At 69.1% G+C, this 25,083-nt stretch carries 28 protein-coding genes; 8 read left to right on the forward strand and 20 right to left on the reverse strand.

Going from position 1 to position 25,083, the window contains the following annotated elements; all coding sequences use genetic code 11:
• From VFS34_07560 to VFS34_07645, 18 genes are all read right to left on the reverse strand, one after another.
• On the reverse strand, positions 1-1,024 hold a 1,024-nt coding region (locus VFS34_07560), incomplete at its 3' end, for a hypothetical protein (GenBank protein ID HET9794303.1).
• Between the two features lie 115 nt (positions 1,025-1,139).
• Entirely contained in the window at positions 1,140-1,376 is a 237-nt protein-coding gene (gene purS / locus VFS34_07565) for a phosphoribosylformylglycinamidine synthase subunit PurS (protein ID HET9794304.1), read from the reverse strand.
• A 15-nt stretch (positions 1,377-1,391) separates the two neighbouring features.
• A complete protein-coding gene (locus VFS34_07570) occupies positions 1,392-2,162 on the reverse strand; it encodes an MBL fold metallo-hydrolase (protein HET9794305.1) in 771 nt (256 codons plus the stop codon).
• An 83-nt stretch (positions 2,163-2,245) separates the two neighbouring features.
• Positions 2,246-2,701, reverse strand: coding sequence for a dUTP diphosphatase (gene dut / locus VFS34_07575; protein HET9794306.1), 456 nt, complete (start codon positions 2,699-2,701; stop codon positions 2,246-2,248).
• Between the two features lie 273 nt (positions 2,702-2,974).
• A complete protein-coding gene (locus tag VFS34_07580; GenBank protein HET9794307.1) occupies positions 2,975-4,246 on the reverse strand; it encodes a pitrilysin family protein in 1,272 nt (423 codons plus the stop codon).
• Between the two features lie 75 nt (positions 4,247-4,321).
• Positions 4,322-5,173 carry a type II secretion system protein gene (locus VFS34_07585; protein ID HET9794308.1) on the reverse strand — a complete coding sequence of 284 codons (852 nt, stop codon included), beginning with the start codon at positions 5,171-5,173 and terminating at the stop codon, positions 4,322-4,324.
• 126 nt (positions 5,174-5,299) lie between these two features.
• Complete coding sequence (locus tag VFS34_07590; protein HET9794309.1) at positions 5,300-5,773, reverse strand: prepilin-type N-terminal cleavage/methylation domain-containing protein; 474 nt, start codon at positions 5,771-5,773, stop codon at positions 5,300-5,302.
• A 5-nt stretch (positions 5,774-5,778) separates the two neighbouring features.
• Positions 5,779-6,450 carry a type II secretion system protein gene (locus tag VFS34_07595; protein ID HET9794310.1) on the reverse strand — a complete coding sequence of 224 codons (672 nt, stop codon included), beginning with the start codon at positions 6,448-6,450 and terminating at the stop codon, positions 5,779-5,781.
• Positions 6,447-8,969: a secretin N-terminal domain-containing protein gene (locus VFS34_07600; protein ID HET9794311.1), complete on the reverse strand. Its 2,523-nt coding sequence runs from the start codon at positions 8,967-8,969 to the stop codon at positions 6,447-6,449. The genes VFS34_07595 and VFS34_07600 overlap by 4 nt, the downstream gene beginning before the upstream one ends.
• A 19-nt stretch (positions 8,970-8,988) precedes the next feature.
• Positions 8,989-9,591, reverse strand: coding sequence for a hypothetical protein (locus VFS34_07605; protein HET9794312.1), 603 nt, complete (start codon positions 9,589-9,591; stop codon positions 8,989-8,991).
• Entirely contained in the window at positions 9,588-10,193 is a 606-nt protein-coding gene (locus VFS34_07610) for a hypothetical protein (GenBank protein HET9794313.1), read from the reverse strand. The genes VFS34_07605 and VFS34_07610 overlap by 4 nt, the downstream gene beginning before the upstream one ends.
• Entirely contained in the window at positions 10,190-10,771 is a 582-nt protein-coding gene (locus VFS34_07615; GenBank protein ID HET9794314.1) for a hypothetical protein, read from the reverse strand. Before VFS34_07615 ends, VFS34_07610 begins: the two co-directional genes overlap by 4 nt.
• Positions 10,771-11,691 carry a hypothetical protein gene (locus tag VFS34_07620; protein ID HET9794315.1) on the reverse strand — a complete coding sequence of 307 codons (921 nt, stop codon included), beginning with the start codon at positions 11,689-11,691 and terminating at the stop codon, positions 10,771-10,773. Before VFS34_07620 ends, VFS34_07615 begins: the two co-directional genes overlap by 1 nt.
• 147 nt (positions 11,692-11,838) lie before the next feature.
• Entirely contained in the window at positions 11,839-13,467 is a 1,629-nt protein-coding gene (locus tag VFS34_07625; protein ID HET9794316.1) for a GspE/PulE family protein, read from the reverse strand.
• Positions 13,468-13,471: 4 nt separating this feature from the next.
• Positions 13,472-14,686 (reverse strand): type II secretion system F family protein, encoded by a 1,215-nt coding sequence (locus VFS34_07630; protein ID HET9794317.1) that lies wholly within the window; start codon positions 14,684-14,686, stop codon positions 13,472-13,474.
• Positions 14,686-15,423, reverse strand: a complete 738-nt coding sequence (locus tag VFS34_07635; GenBank protein ID HET9794318.1) for a secretin N-terminal domain-containing protein — start codon at positions 15,421-15,423, stop codon at positions 14,686-14,688. The genes VFS34_07630 and VFS34_07635 overlap by 1 nt, the downstream gene beginning before the upstream one ends.
• A 1-nt stretch (position 15,424) precedes the next feature.
• Positions 15,425-15,964 (reverse strand): zf-HC2 domain-containing protein, encoded by a 540-nt coding sequence (locus VFS34_07640; protein HET9794319.1) that lies wholly within the window; start codon positions 15,962-15,964, stop codon positions 15,425-15,427.
• Entirely contained in the window at positions 15,961-16,596 is a 636-nt protein-coding gene (locus VFS34_07645; GenBank protein HET9794320.1) for a sigma-70 family RNA polymerase sigma factor, read from the reverse strand. Before VFS34_07645 ends, VFS34_07640 begins: the two co-directional genes overlap by 4 nt.
• A 133-nt stretch (positions 16,597-16,729) precedes the next feature.
• On the opposite strand from VFS34_07645, the gene VFS34_07650 reads away from it, so the two are divergent.
• Genes VFS34_07650 through waaF form a run of 4 tightly spaced genes read left to right on the forward strand, consistent with a single transcriptional unit; the run spans position 16,730 to position 20,824 of the window.
• Positions 16,730-17,965 carry a glycosyltransferase N-terminal domain-containing protein gene (locus VFS34_07650; protein ID HET9794321.1) on the forward strand — a complete coding sequence of 412 codons (1,236 nt, stop codon included), beginning with the start codon at positions 16,730-16,732 and terminating at the stop codon, positions 17,963-17,965.
• On the forward strand, positions 17,962-18,939 hold the full coding sequence (gene lpxK, locus VFS34_07655; GenBank protein HET9794322.1) for a tetraacyldisaccharide 4'-kinase: 978 nt from the start codon (positions 17,962-17,964) through the stop codon (positions 18,937-18,939). Before VFS34_07650 ends, lpxK begins: the two co-directional genes overlap by 4 nt.
• A complete protein-coding gene (locus VFS34_07660; protein HET9794323.1) occupies positions 18,936-19,832 on the forward strand; it encodes a lysophospholipid acyltransferase family protein in 897 nt (298 codons plus the stop codon). Before lpxK ends, VFS34_07660 begins: the two co-directional genes overlap by 4 nt.
• A complete protein-coding gene (waaF, locus tag VFS34_07665) occupies positions 19,829-20,824 on the forward strand; it encodes a lipopolysaccharide heptosyltransferase II (protein ID HET9794324.1) in 996 nt (331 codons plus the stop codon). Before VFS34_07660 ends, waaF begins: the two co-directional genes overlap by 4 nt.
• Positions 20,825-21,094: 270 nt before the next feature.
• On the opposite strand, the gene VFS34_07670 is transcribed toward waaF, so the two are convergent.
• Positions 21,095-21,358: a hypothetical protein gene (locus VFS34_07670; GenBank protein ID HET9794325.1), complete on the reverse strand. Its 264-nt coding sequence runs from the start codon at positions 21,356-21,358 to the stop codon at positions 21,095-21,097.
• A 311-nt stretch (positions 21,359-21,669) separates the two neighbouring features.
• A complete protein-coding gene (locus tag VFS34_07675; GenBank protein ID HET9794326.1) occupies positions 21,670-22,254 on the reverse strand; it encodes an HNH endonuclease in 585 nt (194 codons plus the stop codon).
• A gap of 47 nt (positions 22,255-22,301) precedes the next feature.
• Here VFS34_07675 and VFS34_07680 point away from each other — a divergent pair, with 47 nt between their 5' ends.
• The 4 genes from VFS34_07680 to VFS34_07695 all read left to right on the forward strand — a co-directional run.
• Positions 22,302-23,348: a PfkB family carbohydrate kinase gene (locus VFS34_07680; protein HET9794327.1), complete on the forward strand. Its 1,047-nt coding sequence runs from the start codon at positions 22,302-22,304 to the stop codon at positions 23,346-23,348.
• 61 nt (positions 23,349-23,409) lie between these two features.
• Positions 23,410-23,883 carry a D-glycero-beta-D-manno-heptose 1-phosphate adenylyltransferase gene (gene rfaE2 / locus VFS34_07685; protein ID HET9794328.1) on the forward strand — a complete coding sequence of 158 codons (474 nt, stop codon included), beginning with the start codon at positions 23,410-23,412 and terminating at the stop codon, positions 23,881-23,883.
• Positions 23,880-24,893 (forward strand): glycosyltransferase family 9 protein, encoded by a 1,014-nt coding sequence (locus tag VFS34_07690; GenBank protein ID HET9794329.1) that lies wholly within the window; start codon positions 23,880-23,882, stop codon positions 24,891-24,893. Before rfaE2 ends, VFS34_07690 begins: the two co-directional genes overlap by 4 nt.
• A partial coding sequence (locus VFS34_07695; GenBank protein ID HET9794330.1) for a hypothetical protein occupies positions 24,890-25,083 on the forward strand: 194 nt, incomplete at its 3' end. The genes VFS34_07690 and VFS34_07695, both read left to right, overlap by 4 nt.

A 25,083-nucleotide genomic window follows, 5' to 3' on the forward strand; every position in this document is an offset into this window, starting at 1 on the left:
ACGAGAGCGTGCACGCTTCCCCGGGGGCGACGCGACCCGCGCCGGCGCCGTCGACCGACAGCGCCGGGGCGGCCGGAGGAGTGCACGACGCGGCGGCCGGGTCGAGTCGTCCGATCCGCGAGGCCTCGGATTCCGTGAACCAGATCTTTCCGTCGGGCCCGATCGCCACCCCGACCGGGTACGATCCCTCCGTCGGAACCGTGAACGTCGTCAGTCGCCCGTTCGGATCGAGCCTGCCGATCGTCCCGTCGGAGGTCGCGAACCAGACGTTTCCGGAACCGTCCACGGCCGGATCGCCCGGCGTGTACGGGGTGATCGCGTGCGCGACGGGATTGCCGGACGGCGGGATTCTCACGGCGGATCCTCCCCCGCCCGGGACCGTCGTCACCCAGAGCCCGCCGTCGGACGAGGGCGCGATTCCCTCGGGGTAGCCCGAATCGGGCAGCAGACCGGTCTCCGTCCAGACGCCCGCCGTCGTCAGGCGTCCGACGCGTCCGGCATACTCCTCCGCGAACCAGAGCGCGCCGTCCTTGCCGGCCGTGATCCCGTCCGGCCCGGTGTGGACGTCGAGATCGAACTCGCGAATGTCGCCCGACGGCGTGATGCGGCCGATCCGGTCCGCTTCCCGCTCGGTGAACCAGAGCGCGCCGTCGGGGCCCGCGGCGATCCCGCGGGGCAGGCTCTTCGGAGTCGGGACGTCGAATTCGTCGATGACGCCGGCCCCGTCGATCCTGCCGATCCGATTGCCGGCCATCTCGGTGAACCAGAGGGCGCCGTCCGGCCCCGCCGCGATCCTCCACGGCTCGGCGTCGGCCGAGGGAAGGGGGTACTCGACGACCGAGCCGCCGGGAGTGATCCGTCCGATCTTCCCGGCATTCGTCTCGGTGAACCAGAGATCGCCATCCGGCCCGGCAACGATCGATCGAGGCCCGGTCGCGGCCGTGGGCAGGGGAAACTCGACGAAGGACTGGGCGGAAGCGGGCGCGTCCGGGGCCAGAGCCACCGCCGCGAGCGCGACGAGCATTGCGGGTATTCCGGATTTCTTTCCCATCTCGATCGTTCCGCCGATGGGAAGAGCAAGATCAGAGCCACCCGCAGAGCGCAGAAAACAGGGGACTTAAAGCGGAACGGCGGGACGCCTACCGAACGACGACGTCGAACCCCTCGATGACCGTGTTGGCGAGGAGCTCCTCGGCCATCTTTCGAGCTTCCGTTTCGGCGGACTGGCGGTCGGGGGAATCGACGTCGACGAAGAAGATCTTTCCGGCGCGGACGTCGCGCACCGAGTGCCCGAGGCGCTGGAGCGCTCCGGCGATGGCCTTGCCCTGCGGATCGAGAACCGATTCCTTCGGATAGACGCGCACCTCGACTCTCATCGCGATCGTCTCCCTCTAGACTTCGATTGTTTCATACCCGCGAAGCTGATCCGCGCAGCCGAAACGCGCGGAAACTCCGGCCCTCTCGAGCGTCTCGGAGAGCGCGGTGAGGACGAGCGCGGGATCGTTGTTCTGGCGGGAGAGGTGGAGCGCGACGACTTCCGAGAGCTCCGCGCCCGCCGCTCGCCCGACGACCTCGGCGGACTGGCGGTTCGACAGATGCCCGAGTCCGCCCGCGATCCTCTTCTTGAGCATCCAGTGATAGGGACCGTCGCGCAGGAGGTCCTCGTCGTGGTTGAACTCGAAGAGGAGCGCCTTGACGCCGCGGAGGAAGTCGATGAGCGCGTCGTCGGAGTGGCCGAGGTCCGTCGCGATCGCGCACGAAGCCCGCGCGTCCTCGAATCGGAAGGCGAGCGACTCGTTGGCGTCGTGCGGCGTCGCGAACGCGCGGAAGCCGAGATTGCCGACGCGGCCGTCGCGTCCGGCGGAGATCGCGACGTAGTGCGCGAAGAGCGACCCGTCGAGGCCGAGGGCGTCGGCGGTGCCGCGCGAACAGAAGATCGGGATCCCGTACCGCTCCGCGAACTCGACCGCGCCGAACCGGTGGTCGCTGTGCTCGTGCGTGATGAAGATCGCCGCGATGCCCGCGGGATCGGCTCCCGCCGCGGCGCACCGGGTCGCGAGCGCGCGCGGGCCGAAGCCGGCGTCGACCATGACGGTCGTCCTGCCGGAGGAAACGAGCGCCGCGTTTCCGCCGGAGCCGGAACCGAGCACCGAGATTTTCATCGGGAGGCCGCCGCCGCGGGCATCGAAGGATTGTAGCAGGGAGCGCGCCCCGATCTCGTCCGAAGCGGCCGGGCCGCCCGGGATCAGTGTCCCGTGCTTCCGAATCCGCCGGCGCCGCGCGGCGTTTCCGGGAGCTCGAAGACCGCTTCGAACGCGGCCCGGGTCACCGGCGCGATGACGAGCTGGGCGATCCGGTCGCCGCGGCGGATCGTGAACGGCTCGCTTCCGAGGTTGCCGAGAATCACCTTCACCTCCCCGCGATAGTCCGAATCGATCGTTCCCGGCGCGTTGATACAGGCGATCCCGTGTCGGAGCGCGCTTCCGGAGCGCGCCCGGACCTGGCCCTCGTATCCGGGAGGAATCGCGAGAGCGAGCCCGGTCGGAACCGCCTCGCGGGCGCCGGGCGCGAGCGTGAGGGGATTTCCGACCGCCGCGTGCAGGTCGCATCCCGCGGCCCCTTCGGTCGCGTACAGCGGGAGCGGCAGCCCCTCGCCGTGGGGGAGTACCCGGACGGAGACGGTGATGGGCATGTTCGACATTCGCCGGGATTATCGGTCACGGCGACCCGAATGAGAGGAGATTCTTCGTCGCTTCGCTGCTCAGGATGACAAGAAGCTGCCGAGGCCAACGCGATCGAGCTCCATGAGAGTCGCGCCCAGTTCCGGTTCACGGTCGGGCCCCGGAGCGGTCGAGGCTTCTGAGCCGAGCCGCGAAGGCGCATCGCGGAAAGTCTCCCCGAAGTAACCGAGGGGAGGAGGTCCGCGATGCGGAAGGCCGCGCGGTTCCAGCGGAACGCGCCGCGCGGCCGACGGTTAGGCGACGGCGGCGGCGAGGTCTCGTCCCGAGTAGCTCAGCTCTCCCACGTCCCCGACGATCGACAGCGAAAGCGATTGGCCCGAGAAGACCTCGTGCGTCACTTCCCCGACTTCGTCGAGCGTGACGGCCTCGACCCGGGAGAGCCACTCCTCCGGGCGCTCCGCGCGTCCGAAATAGAACTGCTGCCGGGCCTGCGCCGACATGCGCGAGACGGTCGACTCGAGCGAGAGCAGGAGATTTCCCTTCAGGAGCTCCTTGGCACGGACGATCTCCCGGGGCCTGACCCCTTCCGACTTGAGCTTTCGCAGAACCGAGAGGGTCGTGTCGATCACGCGCGGGAGGTTCTTCGGAACGCACGACGCCTGGATCGTCTCGTAGCCGCCGAGCCGGAAGGCGTTCAGCGACGAATTGATCGAATACACGAGTCCGCGCTTCTCGCGGACCTCCTGGAAGAGCCTCGACGACATGCCGCCGCCGAGCGCGATGTCGAGCAGGTGCGCCGCGAAGCGCCGCGGGGACGACTGCGCGGGTCCCGACATCCCCAGGCAGACGTGCGCCTGCTCGAGGCCCGGGCGGCGCGCGACGGAGAAATGCTGGAACGGGCGGGGCCGCCGTCCGGAGGGAGGGAAGATCTCCCCCGCCGAGCGCCGCGCGAAGAGCTTTTCGACGGCGGGCAGGACCTCCGCCGCGCGGACGTGGCCGGCGATCGAGACGATGAGGTTCTGCGCGCCGTAGCGCTCCCGGTAGAACGCGTAGATGTCCGATTTCGTGATCCGGTCGACGGACTCGACGGTTCCGAGGATGGGTTCGCCCAGGGGGTGGTTACGCCAGAACGATCGGACGAAGAGCTCGTGCGCGAGGTCGTCGGGCGTGTCGTTGCACTCGCCGATCTCCTCGAGAATGACCCCCCGTTCCCGTTCGATGTCTTCGTTCCCGAAGGCGGGGGAGAGCACGACGTCCCCGAGCAGGTCGAGGGCGGCGTCGAATTTCGAATCGAGAGTATGCGCGTAGAAGGCGGTGTACTCCTTCGTCGTGAACGCGTCGGCGTCCCCGCCCAGCTGGTCGATCGCCCTCGCGATCGCGAGCGCCGAGCGCCGCTTCGTCCGCTTGAAGAGGAGGTGCTCGAGAAAGTGAGAAAGGCCTCTCTTGTCTTCGGGCTCGTCCGCCGATCCGGTCTTGCAGAAGAACCCGACGGCGAGCGAGCGCACGTCCCGCATCTCGTCGATGAGGACGGTGGCGCCATTGGATAGCACGAACTTCTGCGTCATTCCTTTGAGGATCTCCCTGCCCTATGGTAACGGGCGGAAGCAAGGAACATTCCTTCGAAAGAAGGCCTTTGTTTTCTAGAATTTCTTTCCGGATCCGCCCGATGGGCTGCCCGGGGAGACCGGAGGGGCTCCGCTCGTGATCATGCTCGGGAAGGAGCTCAGGGGGTTGGAGGGAATGGTGGCGCCCGGAAGATCCGGGTCGTTGTTGGCGCCCGCGATGAAACCCCATTGGTCGTAGTACTCCTGCCCGTGGAACGTCTGCAGGCCTTTCTGGTGGGCCTTCGAATAAACGCCGATGATGGGGACGTTGCTCTTTTCCTTGTTGTCGCCGCCGAGATCGAGGCCGCCGAACGAATCCCCGCCCGCGGGGCTCCCGGAACCGGCGGAAGGATTTCCGGAATCTCCACCGGCACTGCCCGACGCGCCACCCTGGGGCGGCGTCGTGTAGGTCAGCGGGAACGAAGACGGGGGCTGCGTCTGTGCCGGCGGCGGCGAAGGAGAGCGTCCGGGGTTTCCTCCCGACGAGGTCCCGGGCGGCGGGGTGAACGAGCCGCCGGGATTCATCGAGTCGCCCGCGGGGTTGTTCGTCGTCGGCGGAGGCGGCCAGGGCTGGCCGACGCGGATCAGGCCCCAGTCGTCGCAGTTGCACATCGGCTCCTTGAAGAGCTTCCTCGCCGAGCGCGGCTTCGTGCTCATCAGTTCCTTGAGATTCAGCGGAAACCGCCCCTGCCGCTTCTGGAAGTTGAGGATCGCCTGCGCGTACTGCTTCCCGCGGAAGAGGAGCTCCTGTTCGCGGTCGCGCCGCATCATCATCGACACGGAGGGCGACACGGCGAGGATCGCGATCGAGAGGAGCGTGATGAAGATCATGATCGCCACGAGCGTGTAGCCGCGCTGACCGCGGGGCCCGCGCTCGTGAAACCTCACCCCGCCTCGCACGGCGCGCGCGGGCGTGCGGTCCGGCGGGCAAGGCGCACCGTGGCGTCCGTTGCGCCCGCCGGCGGGACGCCCGCGTCCCGTCTGGCTCGAGCTAGCGTCCGCGTCTTTCATTCCCTACCACGTGTCGTAGGTCGTGCCGTCCAGAGCCTTGGCCTTCGACCCCGAATGCACGTCGATGATCCCGGGCGCCGGCGGTTCCTCGGAGCTGCCTTCGACCCCTCCGGCGCCGGTGTCGTCCGCGGGGGGCTCGAGCACGGTCTGCCACGTGTCGGCCGACTTCGTGATCGGATCGATCGGGATCTTTCGAAGATAGCCTTCGGTCACGAGCGTCTGCAGATCCGGCGGATAGTGTCCCTTGTCGCCGTGGAATTCGTCGAGCGACTCGCGAAACGTGAACAGGTCTTCGCGGAGCGCCGCCTCGCGGCCTTTCTGGGGGGAATTCTTGAGCGCGGGAACGGCGATCGCGGCGAGGATCCCGATGATCGTCATCACGACGAGGAGCTCGAGAAGGGTGAAGCCCCGGTTCCGATCCTCGGTGCCCGGCTTCCCGCTCGTGACCCGCGGCTCGCGACGCGCGACTCTTTCCATTTTCTTCACCAATCCTTGTAGGACGACTTGTCGATCGCCCGGTCGCGCGAGAGCGAGTACACGTCGTACACGTCCTGCCCTCCCCAGCTCGTCGAGGTCGGGTCGTCCTGGAGCGACCGGAGTCCCCATTCGGCCTTTCCCGTCATCGGGTCGACCGGCACCTTGCGGAGAAATTTGAGCTTCTTGCTGATCTGCCCGATCTGGTTGACGCCTTCGACCATCACGTCCATCGTCTTCGGATACCCCTCGGTTCCGAGATCGACCGGGATCAGTCCGGCGTCGGAATACTGCTTGTACTTGTCGATCGCGTTCCGCATCATCCGGAGGTCGTACCGGAGCTCGACCTCCTTCTGACGTTTCGTCGCGTACCGCGAGATCGGGATGACCATCGCGGTCAGGATCATGATGAGGGCGCAGACGATCGTGAGCTCCACCATCGTGAAACCGCCGGCGCGGCGATGCATCGAGCCGGACGGGCGCGTGCCGCCGGCCACCGGCTCGACGTACGGCTTTCGGTACGCCTTCGCCGCCGTCCGGCGCCCCGCATCCCGTCGGGCTCGCGCCTCGCCTCGCCTCGATGCCGCGTCAGCGAGCGAGCGGATCGTTTCGGCGTCGAGGGTTTCGCCGGCGCGGCGATGCATCGAGCCGGACGGGCGCGTGCCGCGCAGGCTCTTCATTTCACCTCGACCTCGACGGGATTGCTCGACACGATCGCCGGGCCTCCCGATTCCAGCGTCAGCGCGGTCGCATCGACGGTCACCGAGCCCGTCCCGGCGGCCACGCCCTTGAGCGTGAGGCGCGCGATCGGGTGCGGGCCCGTCAGGGATCCGCTCCCGGGGAGGGTCAGCGCGACCCGGCTCGCGGAAACCGGCTCGACGCTCCCCCCGTTGAGCGGCTCGATCTTCGACACCTGGAGGACCGCCGGATCGAAATCGATCCCGAGCTTCGACGCGGCCACCCCCTCCGTCCCCGACGCCATGAGCAGAACGGTCTGCTCCTGGCCGGGCGCGAGCGCCACCGCGGGCGGATCGAACGCGAACTGGGTGCCCGAGACGATCGTGGCCGCCTGCGGCGAACCCGAGGGGTCGGCGGCCGTGGCCGCGTCGTTCGTGCCGGAGGCGAGCGTCTCCGCCTGCGCGGGCGGCGCGGCGGCCGTGAGCGACGCCGTCGTCGACGGATCGCCCGCCGAGGCGACCGCCGACGGGTCCGTTCCCGGCGCGAGGTTGTTCTCGGAGTGCGGGGGAGGAGGAGGCGGCGTCGTGATCGGCGGCGTCGAGAACGAGAACGGGCTGTTCGAGAATCCGGACGGCGCGAGGTTGATTCCGGCCGGACTCTTCGGCCTCGCCGGCGTGTTCGGCGTCGGCCGCTGCGTCTGCTGGCGGCGCCGCTGCTGCTCGGTCTCGAAGGGACTCCGGTTGTCGTTGATCGACTCGACGCGCGGCGCTCCCTGGTACGACACGTTGTTCTCCGTGCCGACGTAGATCGGGACGAGGTCCTCCTCGTTGATGTCGGGGACGCGGATGATGTGGGGGGTGATCGTCATGACGAGGTCGGTGGTCTGCTCGTCCACCTTCTTGTCGGTGAAGAGCCGGCCCACGACGGGGAGATCCGACAGGAACGGCCATCCCGTCGACGTGTTCTGCTTGTCCTTCCGGATGAGACCGGCGAGGAAGTTCGTCTCACCGTCCTTCAGCCGGATGGTCGACGCGATCGTCCGCGTGCTGATGATCGGCTGCGAGGTGCCCTGGGACCCCGGAACCGTGCCGTTCAGATTCGAGACCTCGACGGTGAGCTTGAGCGTCACCTCCTTGTTGTGGTGGACGCGCGGCTCCATTTCGATCTTGATGCCGACGTCCTGGTACTGGAACGAGGTGATCGGCACGACGGCGCCCGTTCCCGCGACCGCGTTCTGCGTGTTGAACGTGGTCGTCGGGATCGGAACCCGGTCGCCGATCACGAGCTGGGCTTTCTCGCCTTCCGAGATGCGCATCTCGGGCTTCGCGAGCACCTGGGCGTCGGTGGCGGTCTTGAGGAGATTGACCGTGAAGTTCGGCACGGTGAATCCGTACTGGTCGAGCGAGAGCTTCTTCAGCGCGTCGAGCGTGATGACGTTGACCGTCGACGAGGTCGACGATCCCGTCGTCGTCCGGCCGCCCGTGGTGCCGGTGTCGGTCGGAGCGGTGCTGGGAGCCAGCAGCGTCGCGCTGATCGAGGTCGGGTAGGTGACGCCGAGGTCGAGCGACTTGTTCAGGTTCATCTGCAGGAGCTCGACGTCGACGACGACCTCCGCCTTCTCCTTGTCGTTCTGGTCGATGATGTTCTGCGCGATCGAGACCTTGTCGGCGGTGTCCCGGATCGTGATCGCGTTCTCCGCCTTGTTGATCGACACGTGGACCGTTCCGAGGAGCGCGCGGATCGCGTTCGCCGTTTCGGTGACGTCGCCGTTGGAGAGATAGAACGTCCGGATCACGAGGTCCTCGTACGTCTTCCGGTTGGCGGGCGTGTCGGCCGCGATCAGGATCGTGTGCGCGTCGACGACCTTGTAGAAGTGGTTCTCCTGCCGGATCAGGGTTTCGAGCGCGTTCTGGAACGGGACGTTGGCGATGACGATCGTCGCCTGATCGTCCTTCAGCGCCGGGTCGAAGATGACGTTGATCCCGGCGGCCTGTCCCAGCGCCTGGTAGATCTGCTTGATGGGGCGCGGCTGCGGGAAGTTCAGCGAGATCGGGCGTTTCGAGGAGGGCTGGAGGATCGGCATCGACGCGCGGGCGTTCTTCGCTTCCGCCTCCATCCTCTGCATCTTGCTCGGCTGATTCCGCTGCGCCTCGATCTTCGCGACCTGAGCGCGGGCGCGGTTGAGCTCGAGGGTCGCGTAGTCGTTCTCGGGGTCCAGGATGGTCGTCTGTTCGAGCTCGACGACGGCGAGGTCGGGGCGGCCGGACGCGAGGTACATCTTCCCTTTCTCGAAGTGCTCCTGCGAGGCTTTCCGGCGGGCCCGGTCGAACGCCATCTTGTACTTCATCTCGCGGGGCGCCTGTTCGCGGGCGCTCGCGTACTTGGCGACGGCGACGTCCCATCGACCGAGCTCCTCGGCGTCCTGACCCTGTCGGAACGCCTTGTCGCCGGCGCAGCCGATCGCGAGCAGAACGAGCGTCCCGAGGGCCGCCGCGCGAATTCCGGGTTTTTTCTTCCTCACCGTATTCCTCTCCTTATCGTCACTTGGCGTGCGAGATCGGGATGCGCCGGACCTCGCTTTCCGGGAAGCCCACGAAACCCACGTCGAGGGACTCGTAGCCGACCCGGCGGATGATGAACTTTCCGTCGACGACGTCCCCCTGCCGGACGAGGACGAGCCGGTCGGCGTCCACGATCGCGGCCACCGGCGCCTTCGGCGGACCGAACGTTCCGGTGAACTGGAACGCGATCGCCGGCGGTTGCGGCGGCGGCGGAGGCGGCGGGGGCGGAAGCGGTCCCACGAACCGCGGGTCTCCCGGCGCGATGTAGATCGGACGCGGCGGGGGAGGCGGCGGAGGGGGCGGGAGCTTGAACTTGAAGAGGTCGCGCGACATCGCCGGCGAGTTCGTCTCCTTCCGGGAGAACGCGGACACGTCGATGTCCGGGATCTCGTCGGGCGAGACGCGTGCCTCGGGTCTCCGGCCGAACGAGCGGCCCGACACCGCGTCCGCGTCGATCGGACGGGACGTGCGCGCCGCCACCCGTTCGGGAGGCGGCCCCGCCGGCTTGGCCCGGAGGACCAGGAGCAGGAAGAGGATCGCGAGGGCCCCCAGCAGGCCCGCCTGTTTCGCGCGCTTCGTCATCTCGTCGTCCGGACCTTCTCGACCGTGGCGGGGGCCGCCGTCGCGGCGGAATAGAAATAGGTGGCGAGAGCGAGGTGCACCGTGCCGGCTCCCGTCGTCTCGCCCTTGCGAGACAGCTGCACGCCGCGGACCACGACCCAGCGCGGGTCGCTCTCGAACCCGTGAAGCAGGGCGCGAAGAGTCCGGTAGTCCCCCTCGACCGAGAAACCGATCGACATCTCCTTGAGCGGCATCAGCGGGCGGTCATGGACGGCGTAGGAGATCGAGTGGGGGTTCACGTTCGCCCGCCGGCAGACCTTGTGGATCTCGTCGACGACGTCGGCCACCGTGTCGTCGATCGTGCCGATCCGGTTCCCGTAGAACTCCCGGGCCGCCTTGCGCACGTTCTCGACGTGGGCGAGGTCGGCCGCGGCCTTCGCCCGGGTCTTCTCGGCGGCGTCCATCCGGTCGCGCGCGTTCCGGCGCGCCCGGGCGAGCGCCTCGACCCGCGAGGCGTTGACGGCGTGCCCGGCGAGGAAATACACGAGATTGGCGAGGAAGAAGAGGAGGGCCGCCCCGACGACCGGCGCCCGCTCCTTCCAGAGCGTCGAGTCGATCTTCACGAGACGCCTTCCCCGCGCGGGAGGTACCGCACGCTCAGGTGGAACGTGAATCCTTCGGGAGCTCCCTTTTCCGGGTCGGTCTCCGAGGCGGGAACCGGCTCGCGGAAGTACGGGTCCTTCGCGAGCGCCGCGAGCGTCTTGACGATCGAATCGGGGCCGCGGCCGACGAAGTCGATCGTGAGGTTCGCGTCTCCGTTCGGAAGGACGGTCGGCCCGAGGCGCGTGACGTACACCTCGTCGGGGAGCGCGTGCTCGAGGCGCGTCAGGAGGAGCGACCACGAGAAATCCCGCTCCTTCAGCAGCGTGTTCAGGTGCACGCTCTCGACCTGGAGGTCCTTGAGTTTCACGTTCGCGAGCCCCGAGCGTTCGCGGGCGGCGCGCTCCTCCGCGCGGTCCGCCTCGGCATTGAGCCCGGCGATCTCCGCGACCGATCCGGCGGACGCCTTCTTGAACGCGTAGTAGTCGCGGACGTTCAGCGCGAGGAGGAGGAGCCCGAGGAGCGCCGCGATCCCGACGGTCGCGACGATCGGCCGGTCGTCGCGAAACGGCCGCTTTGCGAAATTCAGCGAGACGGCCATCAGGCGGACTCCCACGTGGACGCCGCGGCGGCGAGCGCTTCCGGATGGGCGCGCGCGTGCAGCGCGAGCGACGGGTCGGCGTCGAGGACCTCCGAGCCGAGCGCCGTGGGCGCGAGCGTCTCGAGCTCCGGATACGGCGTGTCTCCGCCGGCCTCGTCGAGGACGTAGAGCGGAGGAGGAGCGGTCGTTCCGCCGAACGTCTCGGTGTAATAGGAGAGCGAGAGGCGGATCTCCTGGACGTCGTCGATCGGATCGACGGCGGTCGACTTCTGGCGGTAGAAGAGGGGATGACCGTTCCTCGCGATCAGGAGAGACGACGCTCCGCGGCTCCGGTGGAGGAGCATGTAGTCGCCTCCCGCGGCGCGCGCGAGGCGCTTGTCGAGCCCGTTGAAGAGCGCGATCGTCGCGGGCTGGAGCCGACCGACACGCACGCCCGATCCCGCGAAAGCCGACTCGATCGAGCGGAGCGTCTCGCGCGGAGAGGCCGAGACGAGCAGGCGCGCTCCCCCCTCTCCCGCCTTGGCGATCTCGGCGAACGCGACCTCGAGGTCGTCGACGCGTCCCGGCAGCAGCTTCTTCAGCTTCCAGTGGACCATCTCCGCCCGTTCCTTGCGGCCCGGCGGCAGGAGGTCGAAATCGAGGGTCATCGTGCGGACCCAGGCGTCCGGGATCACGACCGAGGCCCTTCGGAGCGGGCCGCCGGCCGCCCGGCGCGCCGCCGTCACGATCGACGCGAACGCGTCGGGAGCGAAGACGGGCGTCCCGAGCGCGCCGAGCGCCGCGGCCTCCGGAGCGAAGTCGAAGTGGCGGAGGATCGCGACTCCGGGCTTCTCTCCCTCGGCGACGCGGACCCACGTCGCTCCCGAGTCGGTCAGCGCGAAGGCGTCCGGCGGGACGACCGGGCGGAACGGATTGATCACGCGCGGCACCTCGCGGCGCGGACACCGGGAACCCGGGGCGAGAAAGCCGAAACCCGCCCGAGACTCGAACGGTCGAAACGGGAAACGGGCGAACGTTTTGAAGAAGGCGTGCTTCGCCGTCGACCCGCGCTCGAAATCACGCCTTTCCTAGTCGACAAAGGTCACCTTGTTGATCTCCTTCAGCGTCGTGTCCCCCGAGAACACCTTCCGGAGCGCCGAATCGCGGAGGAAGATCATCCCTTCCTCCTTGGCGGCGCTCTTGATCTCGGAAGCGGGCCGCTTCTCGAGGATCAGCCCCCGGATCCGGTCGGAGAGGTCGAGGAGCTCGGCGATCGCCATCCGCCCGCGGAAACCGGCGCCGTTGCATTCGAGGCAGCCGCGCCCCTCGTAGAACTTCTTCCCCTCGGTCTGGTTCGGGAGGAGCCCCGACTCCAGCAGCACGTCGCGGGAGTAGGTGACCTCCTCCTTGCAGTGCGGGCACAGGCGGCGCACGAGCCGCTGGGCGAGAACGCAGTTCAGCGCCGAGACGAAGTTGTAGAGGTCGACCTTCATGTTGAGGAACCGGCCGATCACGTCGACGACGTTGTTCGCGTGGACCGTGGTGAAGACGAGATGGCCGGTCAGCGCCGACTGGACGGCGATCTGCGCGGTCTCCTCGTCGCGGATCTCGCCGACCATGATCTTGTCCGGGTCGTGGCGGAGGATCGAGCGGAGGCCGCGCGCGAACGTCAGCCCCTTCTTCTCGTTGACCGGGATCTGGGTGATGCCCTTCAACTGGTATTCGACCGGGTCCTCGATCGTGACGATCTTGTCTTCGACCGACTGGATCTCGGAGAGGCAGGCGTAGAGGGTCGTCGTCTTTCCCGAGCCCGTCGGTCCGGTCACGAGCACCATCCCGTACGGCTCGCGGATGAACTTCCGGAGCCGCTTCTTCGTCGGCTCGTCGAGGCCCACGACGTCGAGCGAGAGCGTCCGGAATTCCTCGTTGGCCGATTCCTTGTCGAGGATTCGAATCACCGCGTCTTCGCCGTGCACGGTCGGCATGATCGAGACGCGGAAATCGATCGTCCGGCCGCGCACGCGGAGCTTGAAGCGCCCGTCCTGCGGGATGCGCTTCTCGGCGATGTCGAGCTCCGACATCACCTTGATGCGCGAGATGATCGTTCCGTGATGGCGCTTGTCGATCGGGTCCATCGCCTGATAGAGGACGCCGTCGATCCGGTACTTGATGACGACGAGCGCCTCCTGCGTCTCGATGTGGATGTCGGAGGCGCGTCGCTGGATCGCGTTGAAGAGGATCGAATCGACGAGCTTGATGATCGGGGAGGAGTCCTGCGTGATCGAGTCGATCGTGAGGGTTTCCTCTCCGTCCTCGTTCTCCGAGACGAGCTGGAGGCGGAAGTCCTCGGTCGCCTCGTCGAGCACCCGCTGCGAGGATTCGCTCTTCTGGAGGATCTCCGCGATCGCGGCGCGGCTCCCGACCTTGCGCTTGAGCGGCAGCCCCACGAGCATCTCGAGCTCGTCGAAGCGCACGACGTCGGACGGGTCGGCCGCGATGATCGTCATCGAGCGGTCGCTTCGCGCTTCGGGGATGAACTCGTACTTGAGCATCCACTCGACCGGCACCGAGCGGAAGAGCTCGGGATTCACGCGGAACGCGAGGAGGTCGACGTAGGGGAGGCCCAGCTTCTCCGCGAGCGCGATCGCGCGCTCCTCCTCTTCCTGGGGGGACATCGCCTTGATGGGCGGGACGGATTGTTCCTTGCGCGCCGACATCGTCCTAACCTTTCATATTCGACAGGATCGTGAAAAGCGGGAGATACACCGCCATCAGGATCGTCGCGATCACGATTCCCATGAACACCAGCACCGCGGGCTCGACGAACGAGATCACCCGGGCGAGGAGGGCGTCGATCTCCTCGTCGTAGAACTCCGACGCCGAGTTCAGCATTTCCTCGAGCGCTCCGGACGACTCGCCCACCTTGACCATCTCGATCGTGAGGTTCGTCATCATGCCGGTGTCCTCGAGCGCGTGCCAGAGCTCGCCTCCCTCGCGCACGCGGGGAACCGTCTGCGCGATCTTCTTCGAGACGTACCGGTTGCCGATCGCTTCGGAAGCCGTCTCGAGCGACGGCACGAGCGGGGTTCCCCCCGAGAGGAGCGTCGCGAGCGAGCGCGTGAACTGGGAGATCGAAAACCGCCGGAAGATCCCCCCGACGAACCAGATCTTCAGGAGCTGCGCATGGAAGAACTCCCGTCCCCGTTCGGAGCGGCCGTAGCGCGTCAGGCCGAAGACGACGATCGCGAGCCCCGCCGCGATCCAGACGATGTTCGCCCGGATCGTCGTCGCCGTGCCGACCACGAGGCGCGTCAGGAGGGGCAGGTCCGATCCGAACTCGGAGAAGAACTCGGTGAAGCGGGGGATCACGAACGTCATGAGGATCGAGATCAGTCCGACCGAGACCGCGATCAGGATCGCGGGATAGATCAGCGTGCTCACGACCTTGCGCTGCAGCGCGACGATCGTCTTCTGATATTTCAGATAGCGCCGGAGGACCGGCTCGATCTCGCCCGCTTTCTCGCCCGCCTTGAGGGACGTCGCGTACAGGCGCGGGAAGATGTCCCCCTGCGCCGCGAACGCCTCCGAAAGCGAGGCGCCCGACGTGATGCGGTCCCGCACGTCGGTCAGGACCTCCTTCCAGACGGGATTCTGCTGGCGCTCGAGGAGGAGCTCGATCGACCGGAGGATCGGAAGGCCCGCCTTCAGCAGCGCGACGAGCTCCTGGTTGAACACGAGGAAATGAGCCATTTTCACGCGGCGGCGCCGCCCGCGGCGGAAGCCGAAGCCGAAAGCGGCCGCCCGCTCCCGGATGTCGAACACGTGCGCGCCGCGCCGCTCGAACTCGAGGCGCGCGGCGGAACGGTCCGGCGAGATGATCGACTCCTCGGCGACCCCGCCGTCCGGCCACCCGATTCGCGCGACGAATTCCGGCATTACCTCTTCTCCGCCGCCGCGATCCCGGCGGCGCCCTTCTCCGCTCCCGGCCGCGGATTCTCCTGGACGAGCAGGATGAGGAGGAGCGCGCGCTTGGAAGCCTCCTCCTTCGACGCGCCGAGGACGAGCGTCTGGTTCAGCGCGACGTTGAGCGACGTCCGGAAGAGCGGCGTGTCCGTCCGGCGGCCGGCGGCGGCGCGCTCGCGGGCGAGTGCGAATGGGGAGAGCCGCAGCGTCGTCCCCTGCCCGGCGGGCTCGATGCGGAAGGTCAGCCGGTATTCGCCCCCGAGGAGATACGACACGGAGTCCCCCTCCGCGCCCGCGAGCACGGCCGAATCGATCAGCGCGTAGTCGTTGAACCGGAACACCTCGCGGAGCTTGTTGCCGATTCCTCCGATGTCCTTCGAGAGGTCGCCGGCCGACGCGTCGGCCCGGGCGCGCACCATCTTCACGGCGATCGAGAAGCCCCGGGGAGGCAGGTCGAACTGGGCGAGCGCCTGCCCGATCGTGTTCAGCGTGGCGGGCCGGTCGGTGATCGTCAGCGCGTTGATCTTCGGCTGGAGCAGGATCGATCCGGAGTCCGTCAGGAGCGGCCGCACCAGGAGCGTCGCTTCCTCCACGCGCTTGTACCGGAGGACGAAGACCTTGACGCCGACCGGCTCGGCGGCGAACGCGGCCGCCGAAATGGCGATCAATCCGGCGACGACCGCCGTCCGGAGGAGTCCCCGCCCCGGCATCTCAGAGGTCGAGCGAGCGGTCGACGATCCAGACGATCTTCGGATCCTCGGGCGAGCTCGTGCCCGGGTTCCACTCGTAGATCGTCGCCGACGCCGGCATCGACGGCTCCTCGCTCCCGGGCCCCACGATCCGGTTCGCCACGCCGGCGATGCCCGAAGGAGCGGCCGGACGCGCGCCCGACGAAACGACGACCGGCGGCCGCCGCGTCAGGGGAGCGGAGAAAGCGAGCGCGAGGATCGCGGCGACGCCGAGCCCGGCCGCCGCCCGGCGTCCGCGCGGGATCTCCAGCCGCCGGGCCGCGTCGCGGACCGCGATCGCCGCCTTGACGTTTTCGAGGATGGCGCGCGCCTCCGCTTCGCCGACGGGCGCGGGAGACGGGGCGATCGCGAAGACGAGAGTCGGCTCCGACGCGATCGCTTCGCCGCGGCACGTCTCGCATTCGGCGAGATGATCGCGGAAGACCCGGCGGTCCTCGTTGGCGAGACGGTCGTTTCGATAGGCGTCGATGCGCGCCGCGAGCGCGCGGCAGTCCCCGCTCATTGCCGGCTCCAGCGCCGGAAGAGATTCGGGAATTCGCGGCGGAGCTTCTTCTGGAGCGCCTTGCGCGCGTTGAAGAGATGGTTCCGCACGGTCGACTCGCCGCAGCCCAGAATCTTCGCGACGTCCTTCGAGTCGAGGCCGTCGATCTCGCGCAGGACGAAAGCGGCCTTCTGCTTCTCCGAAAGATCCTCCGAGACGCGCTCGAAGAGCTGGGCGACCTGGGACGATTCGAGCGCGAACGTCGCTTCCTCTTCGAGCGCCGCCTCGCGGCCGCGGACGAGATGAAGGGTCGCGCCGTGCGCCTTTTCCCGGCTCCGGTTCGCCCGCAGGAAGTCGATCGAGAGGTTCGTCGCGATCCGGTAGAGCCAGGTGTTGAACGAATACTTTTCGTCGTATCGCGCGAGCGAGTCCCAGACTCGCAGGAAGACGAGCTGGGCGACGTCGCGGGCTTCGTCGGCGTCGCCGATGATCCGGCGAGCGACCGAGACGACCGCGGGCGTCTTTCGCAAGACCAGCGTTTCGAACGCGATCGCGTCTCCGGAGCGGGCGCGGATCGCCAGCTCGCGGTCGTCGATCTCCGCGCTCTGCTGTCGCGCGCGCTCCCGGCTGTAGACGAGCTCCATTCGTTCCATCTACGGAGCGAACCGCCGCGGCGTTTGAGGAAAGATGACGCTCATAACCCATTGAATGATCGCATTTTCCGGGCTTTCGGCCAAGCGAAGGCGCCCGGGAGGGAAGCCGGGCCCGCTGCGTATAATCGGCGCAATGGTGCTCTATCGTCTCGCTTTCGGCCTCGGGCTCGTGGCCTATGCCCCCTTCGCGTTTCTGCGGCAGGCCGCCGGCGGACGAAAAATCGGCGACTGGAAGGGCCGTTTCGGGCTCTCCGCCCTTCCGCGATTCTCCCGAAGTATCTGGATTCACGGGGTTTCTGTAGGGGAAGTGAACGCGGCTCGCACGATTCTCGAAGCGCTGAGGGCGGAGACGGGCGGCCCGTTCGTCCTCTCCTCCTCGACGGCCGCGGGTCTCGCCGCGGCGGCCGGGGTCCGCGCGGCCGACGGCGCGATCCCGTTTCCGCTCGATCTCGCGCGTCCGGTCGAGCGGGCCCTCGACGCGGCCGACCCGTCCCTCGTCCTCCTGACCGAGACCGAGATCTGGCCCCTCTTCCTCGACCGGTGCGCGCGCCGCGGCATTCCGGTCGCGATCGTCAACGGCCGGATTTCGGCCGCGTCGTTTTCGCGCTATCGGCGCGCCGGCCGCTGGCTCGCCCCGTCGCTCGAGCGCATCGCGCTCTTCGCGATGCAGACTCCGGAGGACGCGGAACGGATCGCCGCTTTGGGCGTCCCCCCGCCGAAGATCCGGGTGACGGGGAACGTCAAGTTCGACGCGGCCGGGCTCGAGCGCGCCGACGTCGCCGCGCGGCTCCGGGAGCTCGCGGGGGGGCGGCGGATCGTGATCGCGGGTTCGACGCACGAAGGGGAGGAGGCGGCGGTTCTCGAAGCGTGGTCCGCGCTCGAGCCGCGCCCGCTCCTCGTCGTCGCGCCGCGGCGTCCCGAGCGGTTCGACGAGGTCTTCCGGCGCATGCGCGAGCGGGCGGGGGAATGCGTCCGGTTCTCCGCCGCGGCGGGGGAGCCTCCCGCCGTGCTCCTCGACACGGTCGGAGATCTCGCGTCCGCTTTCGGCGCCGCCGACGCGGCGTTCGTCGGCGGAACGCTCGCCGAGGTCGGCGGGCACAACCCGATCGAGGCCTGGGCGAAAGGGGTTCCGACGGCGGTCGGTCCTCACGTCGCCAACGTCCGCGCGATCGTGGCCGAGGGAGAGGCGGCGGGAGCGGCGATCCCGGTCCGGTCGTCCGGAGAGCTCGCCTCCGCGTGGCGTGAGCTCCTGTCGGACGAGCCGGCCCGGCGCGTGCGCGGGGCCGCCGCGGCGCGGCTCGTCGAGAGCCACCGCGGCGCCGCGCGGAAGACCGCCGCCGCCGTCCTTCCGCTGCGGAAGACGGCGTGAATCCGTGGGGCGCCGTCGTCGGCGCGAGGCGGCGGCTCTACGAGTCGGGGTGGCTGCGCTCCGAGCGGGTGGAGGCTCCCGTGGTCTCGGTCGGCAATCTGACGTGGGGCGGCACCGGGAAGACGCCGATCCTCGCGTTCCTGGCGGCGCATTTCGAAGAGCGGGGCCGCCGCGTCGGGATCGTTTCGCGCGGGTATCGCCGGCGCTCGTCGGGGCTCGTCGTCGTCTCGGACGGCGCGGGGAAGCTCTCGTCTGCCGCCTCCGGAGGGGACGAGCCGACTCTCCTCGCGCGTCGCTTTCCCCGCGCCGTCGTCGTCGTCGCGGAGCGTCGGCCGGAAGGCGCCCGGGAAGCGATCCGGCTGGGCGCCGAGGTCCTCCTCCTCGACGACGCCTTCCAGCACCTCGCGATCGCGCGCGACGCGGACGTCGTGCTGGTCGACGCCGCGGATCCGTGGGGAGGCGGCCTTCCGCCGTCCGGCCGGGCCCGGGAAGCGCCGGCCGCGCTCTCCCGCGCCGACGTCGTGGTCGTCACGCGCGCGTCGCGCGGCGTCGCGTGCGCGGCCGATGCCGCCGTTCCCCGGTTCAGCTCGGCGCCCCTCTTCCACTCGCGCTTCCGGTTCGCCGGCTGGTTTTCCGGCGGGGCCGCCGCGGCGCCTCCGTCCGAATCGGCGTTCGCGTTCTGTGCGATCGCGAAGCCGGACGGATTCCGGGCGACGCTCGAAGAGGCCGGCGCCTCCGTCGCGGGTTTCGCCGCGTTCCGCGACCACCATCCGTACGCGGACGCCGACATTCGGAAGATCGAAGATCGCGCGGCGCGCGCCGGAGCGGACGTTCTGCTGACGACCGAGAAGGATTCCGTCAAGCTCGAGGGACGCACGCGGCTTCCCCTCCTCGCCGCGCGGATCGAGGCGGAGATCTTCGAAACGGGCCTAACCGAACGGATCGACGAGATCCTCGCGGATCGCCGCCGATGAGCGTCCGGGAGGCCGCCGAGCATGCCGCCGTGCGGGGGGCGATGGCGGCGCTCTCGGTGATCCCGGACGGCGCGCGCTCGCGGCTCGCCCGCTCGGCGGCGCGCCTGTATTACCGGCTCGGGCGGAACCGCCGCGCGATCGCGCTCGCCAATCTCCGGCTCGCCTTTCCGGCTCTCTCGGACGAGGAACGGAGCGCCATCGCGCGCCGCTGCGCGGAGAATTTCGGCGGCGTCTTCTTCGACTTTCTCGCGGCGACGAAGTTGTCGCGAGACGCGCTGCGCGAGGCCGTCGCGATCGAGGGAGGGGAGAACTACCGCTCGGCGGTGGCGCGCGGCAAGGGGGTCTTCCTCCTCTCGGCGCATTTCGGGAACTGGGAGATCGGCGCCCTCGCGGCCGGGCTGCTCGGCGACCCGATCGCGTCGGTCGTCCGGCCCCTCGACAACCCCCGCCTCGATCGCGAGCTCTCCCGCCTGCGAGGGAAGTTCGGCAACCGGACGATCGGAAAGAAGCACGCGGCGCGGGAGGTCCTGCGCGAGATGCGCCACGGAGGGACCGTCGCGATCCTGATCGACCAGAACGTCCTCGCGCGGGAAGCCGTCTTCGTCCCGTTCTTCGGCCGGCTGGCGGCGACCTCTCCCGCCCTCGGGCTCCTCCAGAAGAAGACCGACGCGGCGGTCGTGCCCGTGTTCTGCCGCCCGCGGGGACGAGGCCGCTACGCGCTTCGCTTCGAGCGGCCGATCGTGATCGGCGACCTGCCGGAGGGGGAGAGGAGCGCCGAGGCGCTCACGGCGCGGTACACCCGGGTGACGGAGGACGCCGTCCGGGCCGAGCCCGCGCTCTGGCTCTGGATGCACAACCGGTGGAGGACCCGGCCCGCGGGAGAGACCGCGTGAAGCGGGTCGTCATCGGTCCGAACTGGCTGGGCGACGCGGTGATGGCGCTCCCGTTCCTTCGGGCGCTCCGGAAGCACGATCCGGAGGGCAGGCTCGTCGTGCTCGCCCGGCGCTCGACGGCGCCCGTCTTCTCGATGAGCGGGACGGCCGACGAGATCTGGACGACGCGGGGGCGGGACGTCGGCGGGTTCTGGACGGATGCGCTCCGCGGCCGGCAGGCGGGGGCGGACGAGATATGGGTGCTTCCGCATTCGTTCCGCTCCGCGCTCCTCGCGTTCGCGATGGGAGGCGGGCGGCGCCTCGGCTACGCGACCGACGGGCGCGCGTTCCTCCTCACCGAACCCGTTGCTCCGCCGGATCCCACCGCCCATCAGCTCCGCGACGAGGATCGATTGCTCGCGGCCGGGGGCGTCGCGCCCGACGACGCGCCTCCGCGCCTGGAGGTTCCCCGCGCGCTCTCCGACGAGGCGGCGCGCGAAATCGCGTCGTGGCAGCTCGGACCGCGGCCGATCTTCCTCGCGCCCGGGGCCGCGTTCGGTCCGACGAAGCTGTGGCCGGCGGAGCGGTTCGCTCTCCTGGCGGACGCCCTCCTCGATCGCGGCGAAAAGGCGGCGCTCGTGATCGGCCCCGACGAGGTCGAGCTCGGGCGGCTGATCGCGCGCCGGGCGCGACACCGGATCCCTCTTCTCGGGGCCGAAGTCGACACGGGAAGGCTCGCGGCGCTCCTGTCCGCGGGGAAGCTCCTCATCGGGAACGATTCGGGGCCCGCCCATCTGGCCGCCGCCGTCGGAACGCCGGTCGTCGTCTTCTTCGGACCGACCGACCCGGGCCGCACGGCGCCCCGCGGCGCTCCGGTCGTGGTGCTCGACCGCTACGTGTTCTGCTCTCCCTGCTATTTGAAGAAGTGTCCGTACCAGCACGAGTGCCTGGAGGAGATCACCGTCGAAATGGCGCTCGACGCCGCGTCGAGAATGCTCGAGGAAACTGCATAATACACGAAAACGGACGGCCGGCGAGCCGGTCCGCACGAGTCGCGTGTCCGAGTCGACGGTCGGACCATGAGGCGCGGCGAGGCGCGAGTCCGCATCGAACTCCGGCCCGATTCGTCGCGTCGACCCTCCGATCGAGAACTGTCCCGGGAGTGCTGCGGATCGCGCCGCCGCTCGTGAGCGCGGAGGCGGAACGCTCGATGCTCCTCCGGCCATGAAAAAGGGCCCCGCTTGCGCGGGGCCCGAAGCACTCACCGTTTGCCGGAACGGTAATCAGTTGGTTTTCGGAGCGGCTTCCGTCGTCGTCGACTTGGAGTCGGTCTTGGTCTCCATCTTGGAGCCGTCCTTCTTCATCGACTTCTTGTGGGTGGCGTGCTTCTTGGTGGTCTTCTTGGTGGTTCCGGCCTCGTCCTTCTTCATTTCCGAGGTCGTGGACTTCGTCTCGGTCGTGGTGGTCGACTTCGCAGCGTCATCGGCGAAGGCGGCGACGGAGAGGGCGAGAATTCCGGCGGCGGCGAGAGCAATGAGCTTCTTCAAGATGGAACCTCCATATCTCCCGTTGGGTTGATGAGGTGGGAGATGACAGACCTCGGCGGGGGAGATTAGAAAGTTTCGGGCCAACCCGGGTACCGGGTGGGCGACCGAGCTAAATATGTGATATCAAATGTCTAACGTGCGGCATGGGCGGCTTCCCGCCCCCTTTTTCGGTCCGGAATTAAACATTTTGCGCGGCGCGATAACCGAAAGCGTGCAGTCCAGGACCCTCGCCTCGCGCGGCGGCGCGGGACCTCCGGGAAGGGGACCGGCCGGTCGCGCCCGCATGATTGCCGGGGTCCGCGCCGGGGGACCTAATCGGTGAGTTCGACGTTCCAGTACGCCACGTCCAGGAAGTTCCGCCACGACGCGTGCCAGCGGGCCCGCGTGAACTGCCCGACGGGATTCCAGCGCGGCCGCTCCGGAGGAGCGATCAGGCGGATCCCCGCTTCCGCGGGCGTTCGGCTCCCCTTCCGGACGTTGCAGGAAAGGCACGCGCAGACGACGTTCTCCCACGACGAGATTCCGCCGCGGGAGAGCGGGAGAACGTGGTCGAGCGAGAGCTCCGAGGAAGGAAACCGGCCGCCGCAGTACTGGCAGCGATTCCCGTCGCGGAGATAGATGTTGTGCCGCGAGAACTTCACTTCCCGGCGGGGCAGCCGGTCGTAGTTCTTGAGCAGGATCACGCGCGGGACGAGGATCGCCCGCGAAGGAGTGAGCACGACGTCCTCCGTCGGCTGCGCCGGGATGTCGCACCAGTGCTCCCACTCGTAGGTCGAGTAGTCGGGGAGGACCGCTTTCGCGTGTCCCTTGTAGAAGAGGGAGAGGGCGTTTCTCGCCGTCGTCACGCGGAGCGCCTGGAACACGCGGTTCAGGACGAGGACCTCGGAATCGAGCATTCCCCGCGATTTTACCAGCGGGGCGCGGCTTTCGGTAAGATTTCCGGGTGTCCTCGCCCGACAACGTGCGCTCCCGGCTCGTCTCGCTCGTCGATCGCTTCGCGGGGAAGAGGATCGCGGTCGCGGGCGATTTCGTTCTCGACCGCTTCGTCCACGGGCTCCCGAAGCGGATCTCGCGCGAGGCGCCGGTGCTGATCCTCGCGTGGTCGCGGGAGGAGAACGTCCCGGGCGGCGGCGCGAACACGGTCGCCAACATCGCGGCCCTGTCGGGCGATCCCGCGCCCGCCGGCGCCGTCGGCGCCGACCCGGAAGGGCGAGAGATCGCCGCCCTGTTCGAGCGCGCGGGGGTCGACCCGTCCCGCCTGGTCGAGGTCGAGGGGTACGCGACGCCGACGAAGACGAGGATCCTCGGCGGCGGCGTCCATTCGATCCGCCAGCAGGTCGTGCGGATCGACCGCGAGGACGTCCTCCCCGAGGATCCCTCGCTTTCCGCGAAGCTCCGCGAGAACGTTCGGCGCGCCGCCGCGGACGCATCGATCCTGGTTCTCTCCGATTACGGATACGGCAGCAGCCGTCCGGAGTGGGTCGCGGCCGCCCGCGACGTCAATCCCGCGATTCGCGTCCTCGTCGACTCGCGCTTCCGCCTGACCGAGTACGCCGGCGCCGATGCCGCGACCCCCAACGAGGAAGAGCTCGAGCGCGCCGCGGGCGAGACGCTCGGCGACTCCGAGGAACGGTTCGAGCGCGCCGGGCGCGCCCTCCTGGGCCGGCTCGCTTCCCCCGCGCTCCTGGTGACGCGGGGAAGCCGCGGAATGGCGCTCTTCCGCCGGGAGCGGCCGACGTTGTCCATTCCCGTGTCCGGTACGTCGCAGGTCGCCGACGTGACCGGTGCGGGCGACACCGTGATGGCGACGTTCGCCCTCGCGCTCGCGGCGGGCGCGAACGAGGCCGAGGCGGCGCTCCTCTCGAATTTCGCCGGCGGGATCGTCGTCATGAAGACGGGAACCGCCACTCTCACCCCGGCCGAGCTCCGCGAGGCGATCGAGCGGGATCGGGCCGTGATTCCCGCGGTGATCTCGAGCGGCGGGATCTGAGGCGACGGCGCGTTCCTCTGAAAACCGGCGTTCCTCGGAACCTTTCGGGTATCCTTCCTTCGTGGCGCAGATCCTGTCCCGTCGACAGGCCGCCGACGCGGCGGAAAAGCTTCGGCGGGAAGGTCGGAAGCTCGTCTTCGCCAACGGCGCCTTCGATCTCCTCCACGTCGGCCACGTCCGCTATCTCGAAGCCGCGCGCCGCGAGGGAGACTTCCTCGTCGTCGGCGTCAATTCCGATGCTTCCGTGCGCCGGCTCAAGGGGGAGGGGCGGCCCATCCTCCCGGAAGGAGAGCGCGCCGAGCTCGTGGCCGCGCTCCGCTGCGTCGACGCGGTCGTCGTGTTCGACGAATCCTCTCCGGCGGCGCTGATCGGCGAGCTGCGGCCTTCGGTCCACGCGAAGGGAACGGACTACACGCCGGAGTCCGTCCCGGAGCGCGCCGCGGTCGAGGAAGCCGGGGGGCGCGTCGTGATCGTCGGAGATCCGAAGGACCACGCGACGACGGCGCTCGTCGCGCGGCTGCGGGGCGCGAAGTGAACGTCGTGATCGTCCGGCTCTCGGCGATGGGCGACGTCATCCACTCGCTTCCGCTCGCGGCGAACCTCGCGCGGGCGGGGCACCGCGTCGCCTGGGCGGTCGAGAAGCCCTTCGCGCCGCTCCTCGCGGGAAATCCCTCCGTGGCGCTCGTCATCGACGTGCAGACGCGGCGCTGGCGCCGCCGGCCGTGGCGATCCGCGGCGTACGCCGAGATCGGATCGGCGCGCTCCGCGCTCCGCGCCTTCGGCGCCGACGCCGTCCTCGATCCGCAGGGAAACGAGAAGTCCTGGGCCGTCGCCCAGTTCGCCCGGGCGCCCCGCGTCGTGCTCGACGACCGGAGCGTCCGCGGCAACTGGACGCGCCGGCTCTCCGCGGTTCGCGTGCGTCCCGGCGATTCCGCGCGCCACGTCACCGACCGGGTCATGGCGCTCCTCGCTCCCCTCGGCGTTCCCGTCCGGAAGGCCGCCCCCGACGCGCGCTATCTCCTCGCGGGAGAGCATCGCGAGGCGGACGCCTTCCTCGCGCGGCTGCCGCGTTCCTTCGCGCTCTACCATCCGGGCGCGGGATGGGCGAACAAGAGCTGGGGAGAGGAGCGGTTCGCCGCCCTGGCCGAGCGGGTCCGGACCGCGCGGGGAATCTCCCCGGTCGTTTCGTGGGGCCCGGGAGACGAGCCCCGCGCGGAGGCGCTCTCCCGGCGCCTGGGCGCGCCTTCGATTCCCCCGCTCGACTTCCGCGGTCTCGCCCGCGTGGCCGCCGGAGCGGCGTTCTTCGCGGCGGGCGACACGGGACCGCTCCACCTCGCGGATGCGCTCGGCGTTCCGACGGTCGCCCTGTTCGGTCCGACGGATCCCGTCCGCAACGGGCCGTACCGGCGAAACGGCGTCGAGTTCTCTTCCTCCCTGCGCTGCGCGCCCTGCAACGACCGATACCGCGAGACCAAGCCGTGTCTGGCGGGAACGTCGCCGGAAGACGTCGCGCGCGCGGTCTTCGCGCGGTTCCCGGCCGCGTGAACGGGCGCCGCGCCGCCGCGGCGCTCCTCTTCACGGTCGCGGCCGGGATCGGCGTGCGAACGGCCCGGTCCGCCGAGGCGCCTCCGTTCGTCGGCGAGACGCTGCGCTACGCGATGTCGTGGAAGATCTTCGCCGGCGGGATCATGACGATCTCGGTCTCGGAGCCGATCGTCTTCGAAGGAAAACCGGC

The organism is Thermoanaerobaculia bacterium, assembly GCA_035717485.1.
Classification (GTDB): domain Bacteria; phylum Acidobacteriota; class Thermoanaerobaculia; order UBA5066; family DATFVB01; genus DATFVB01.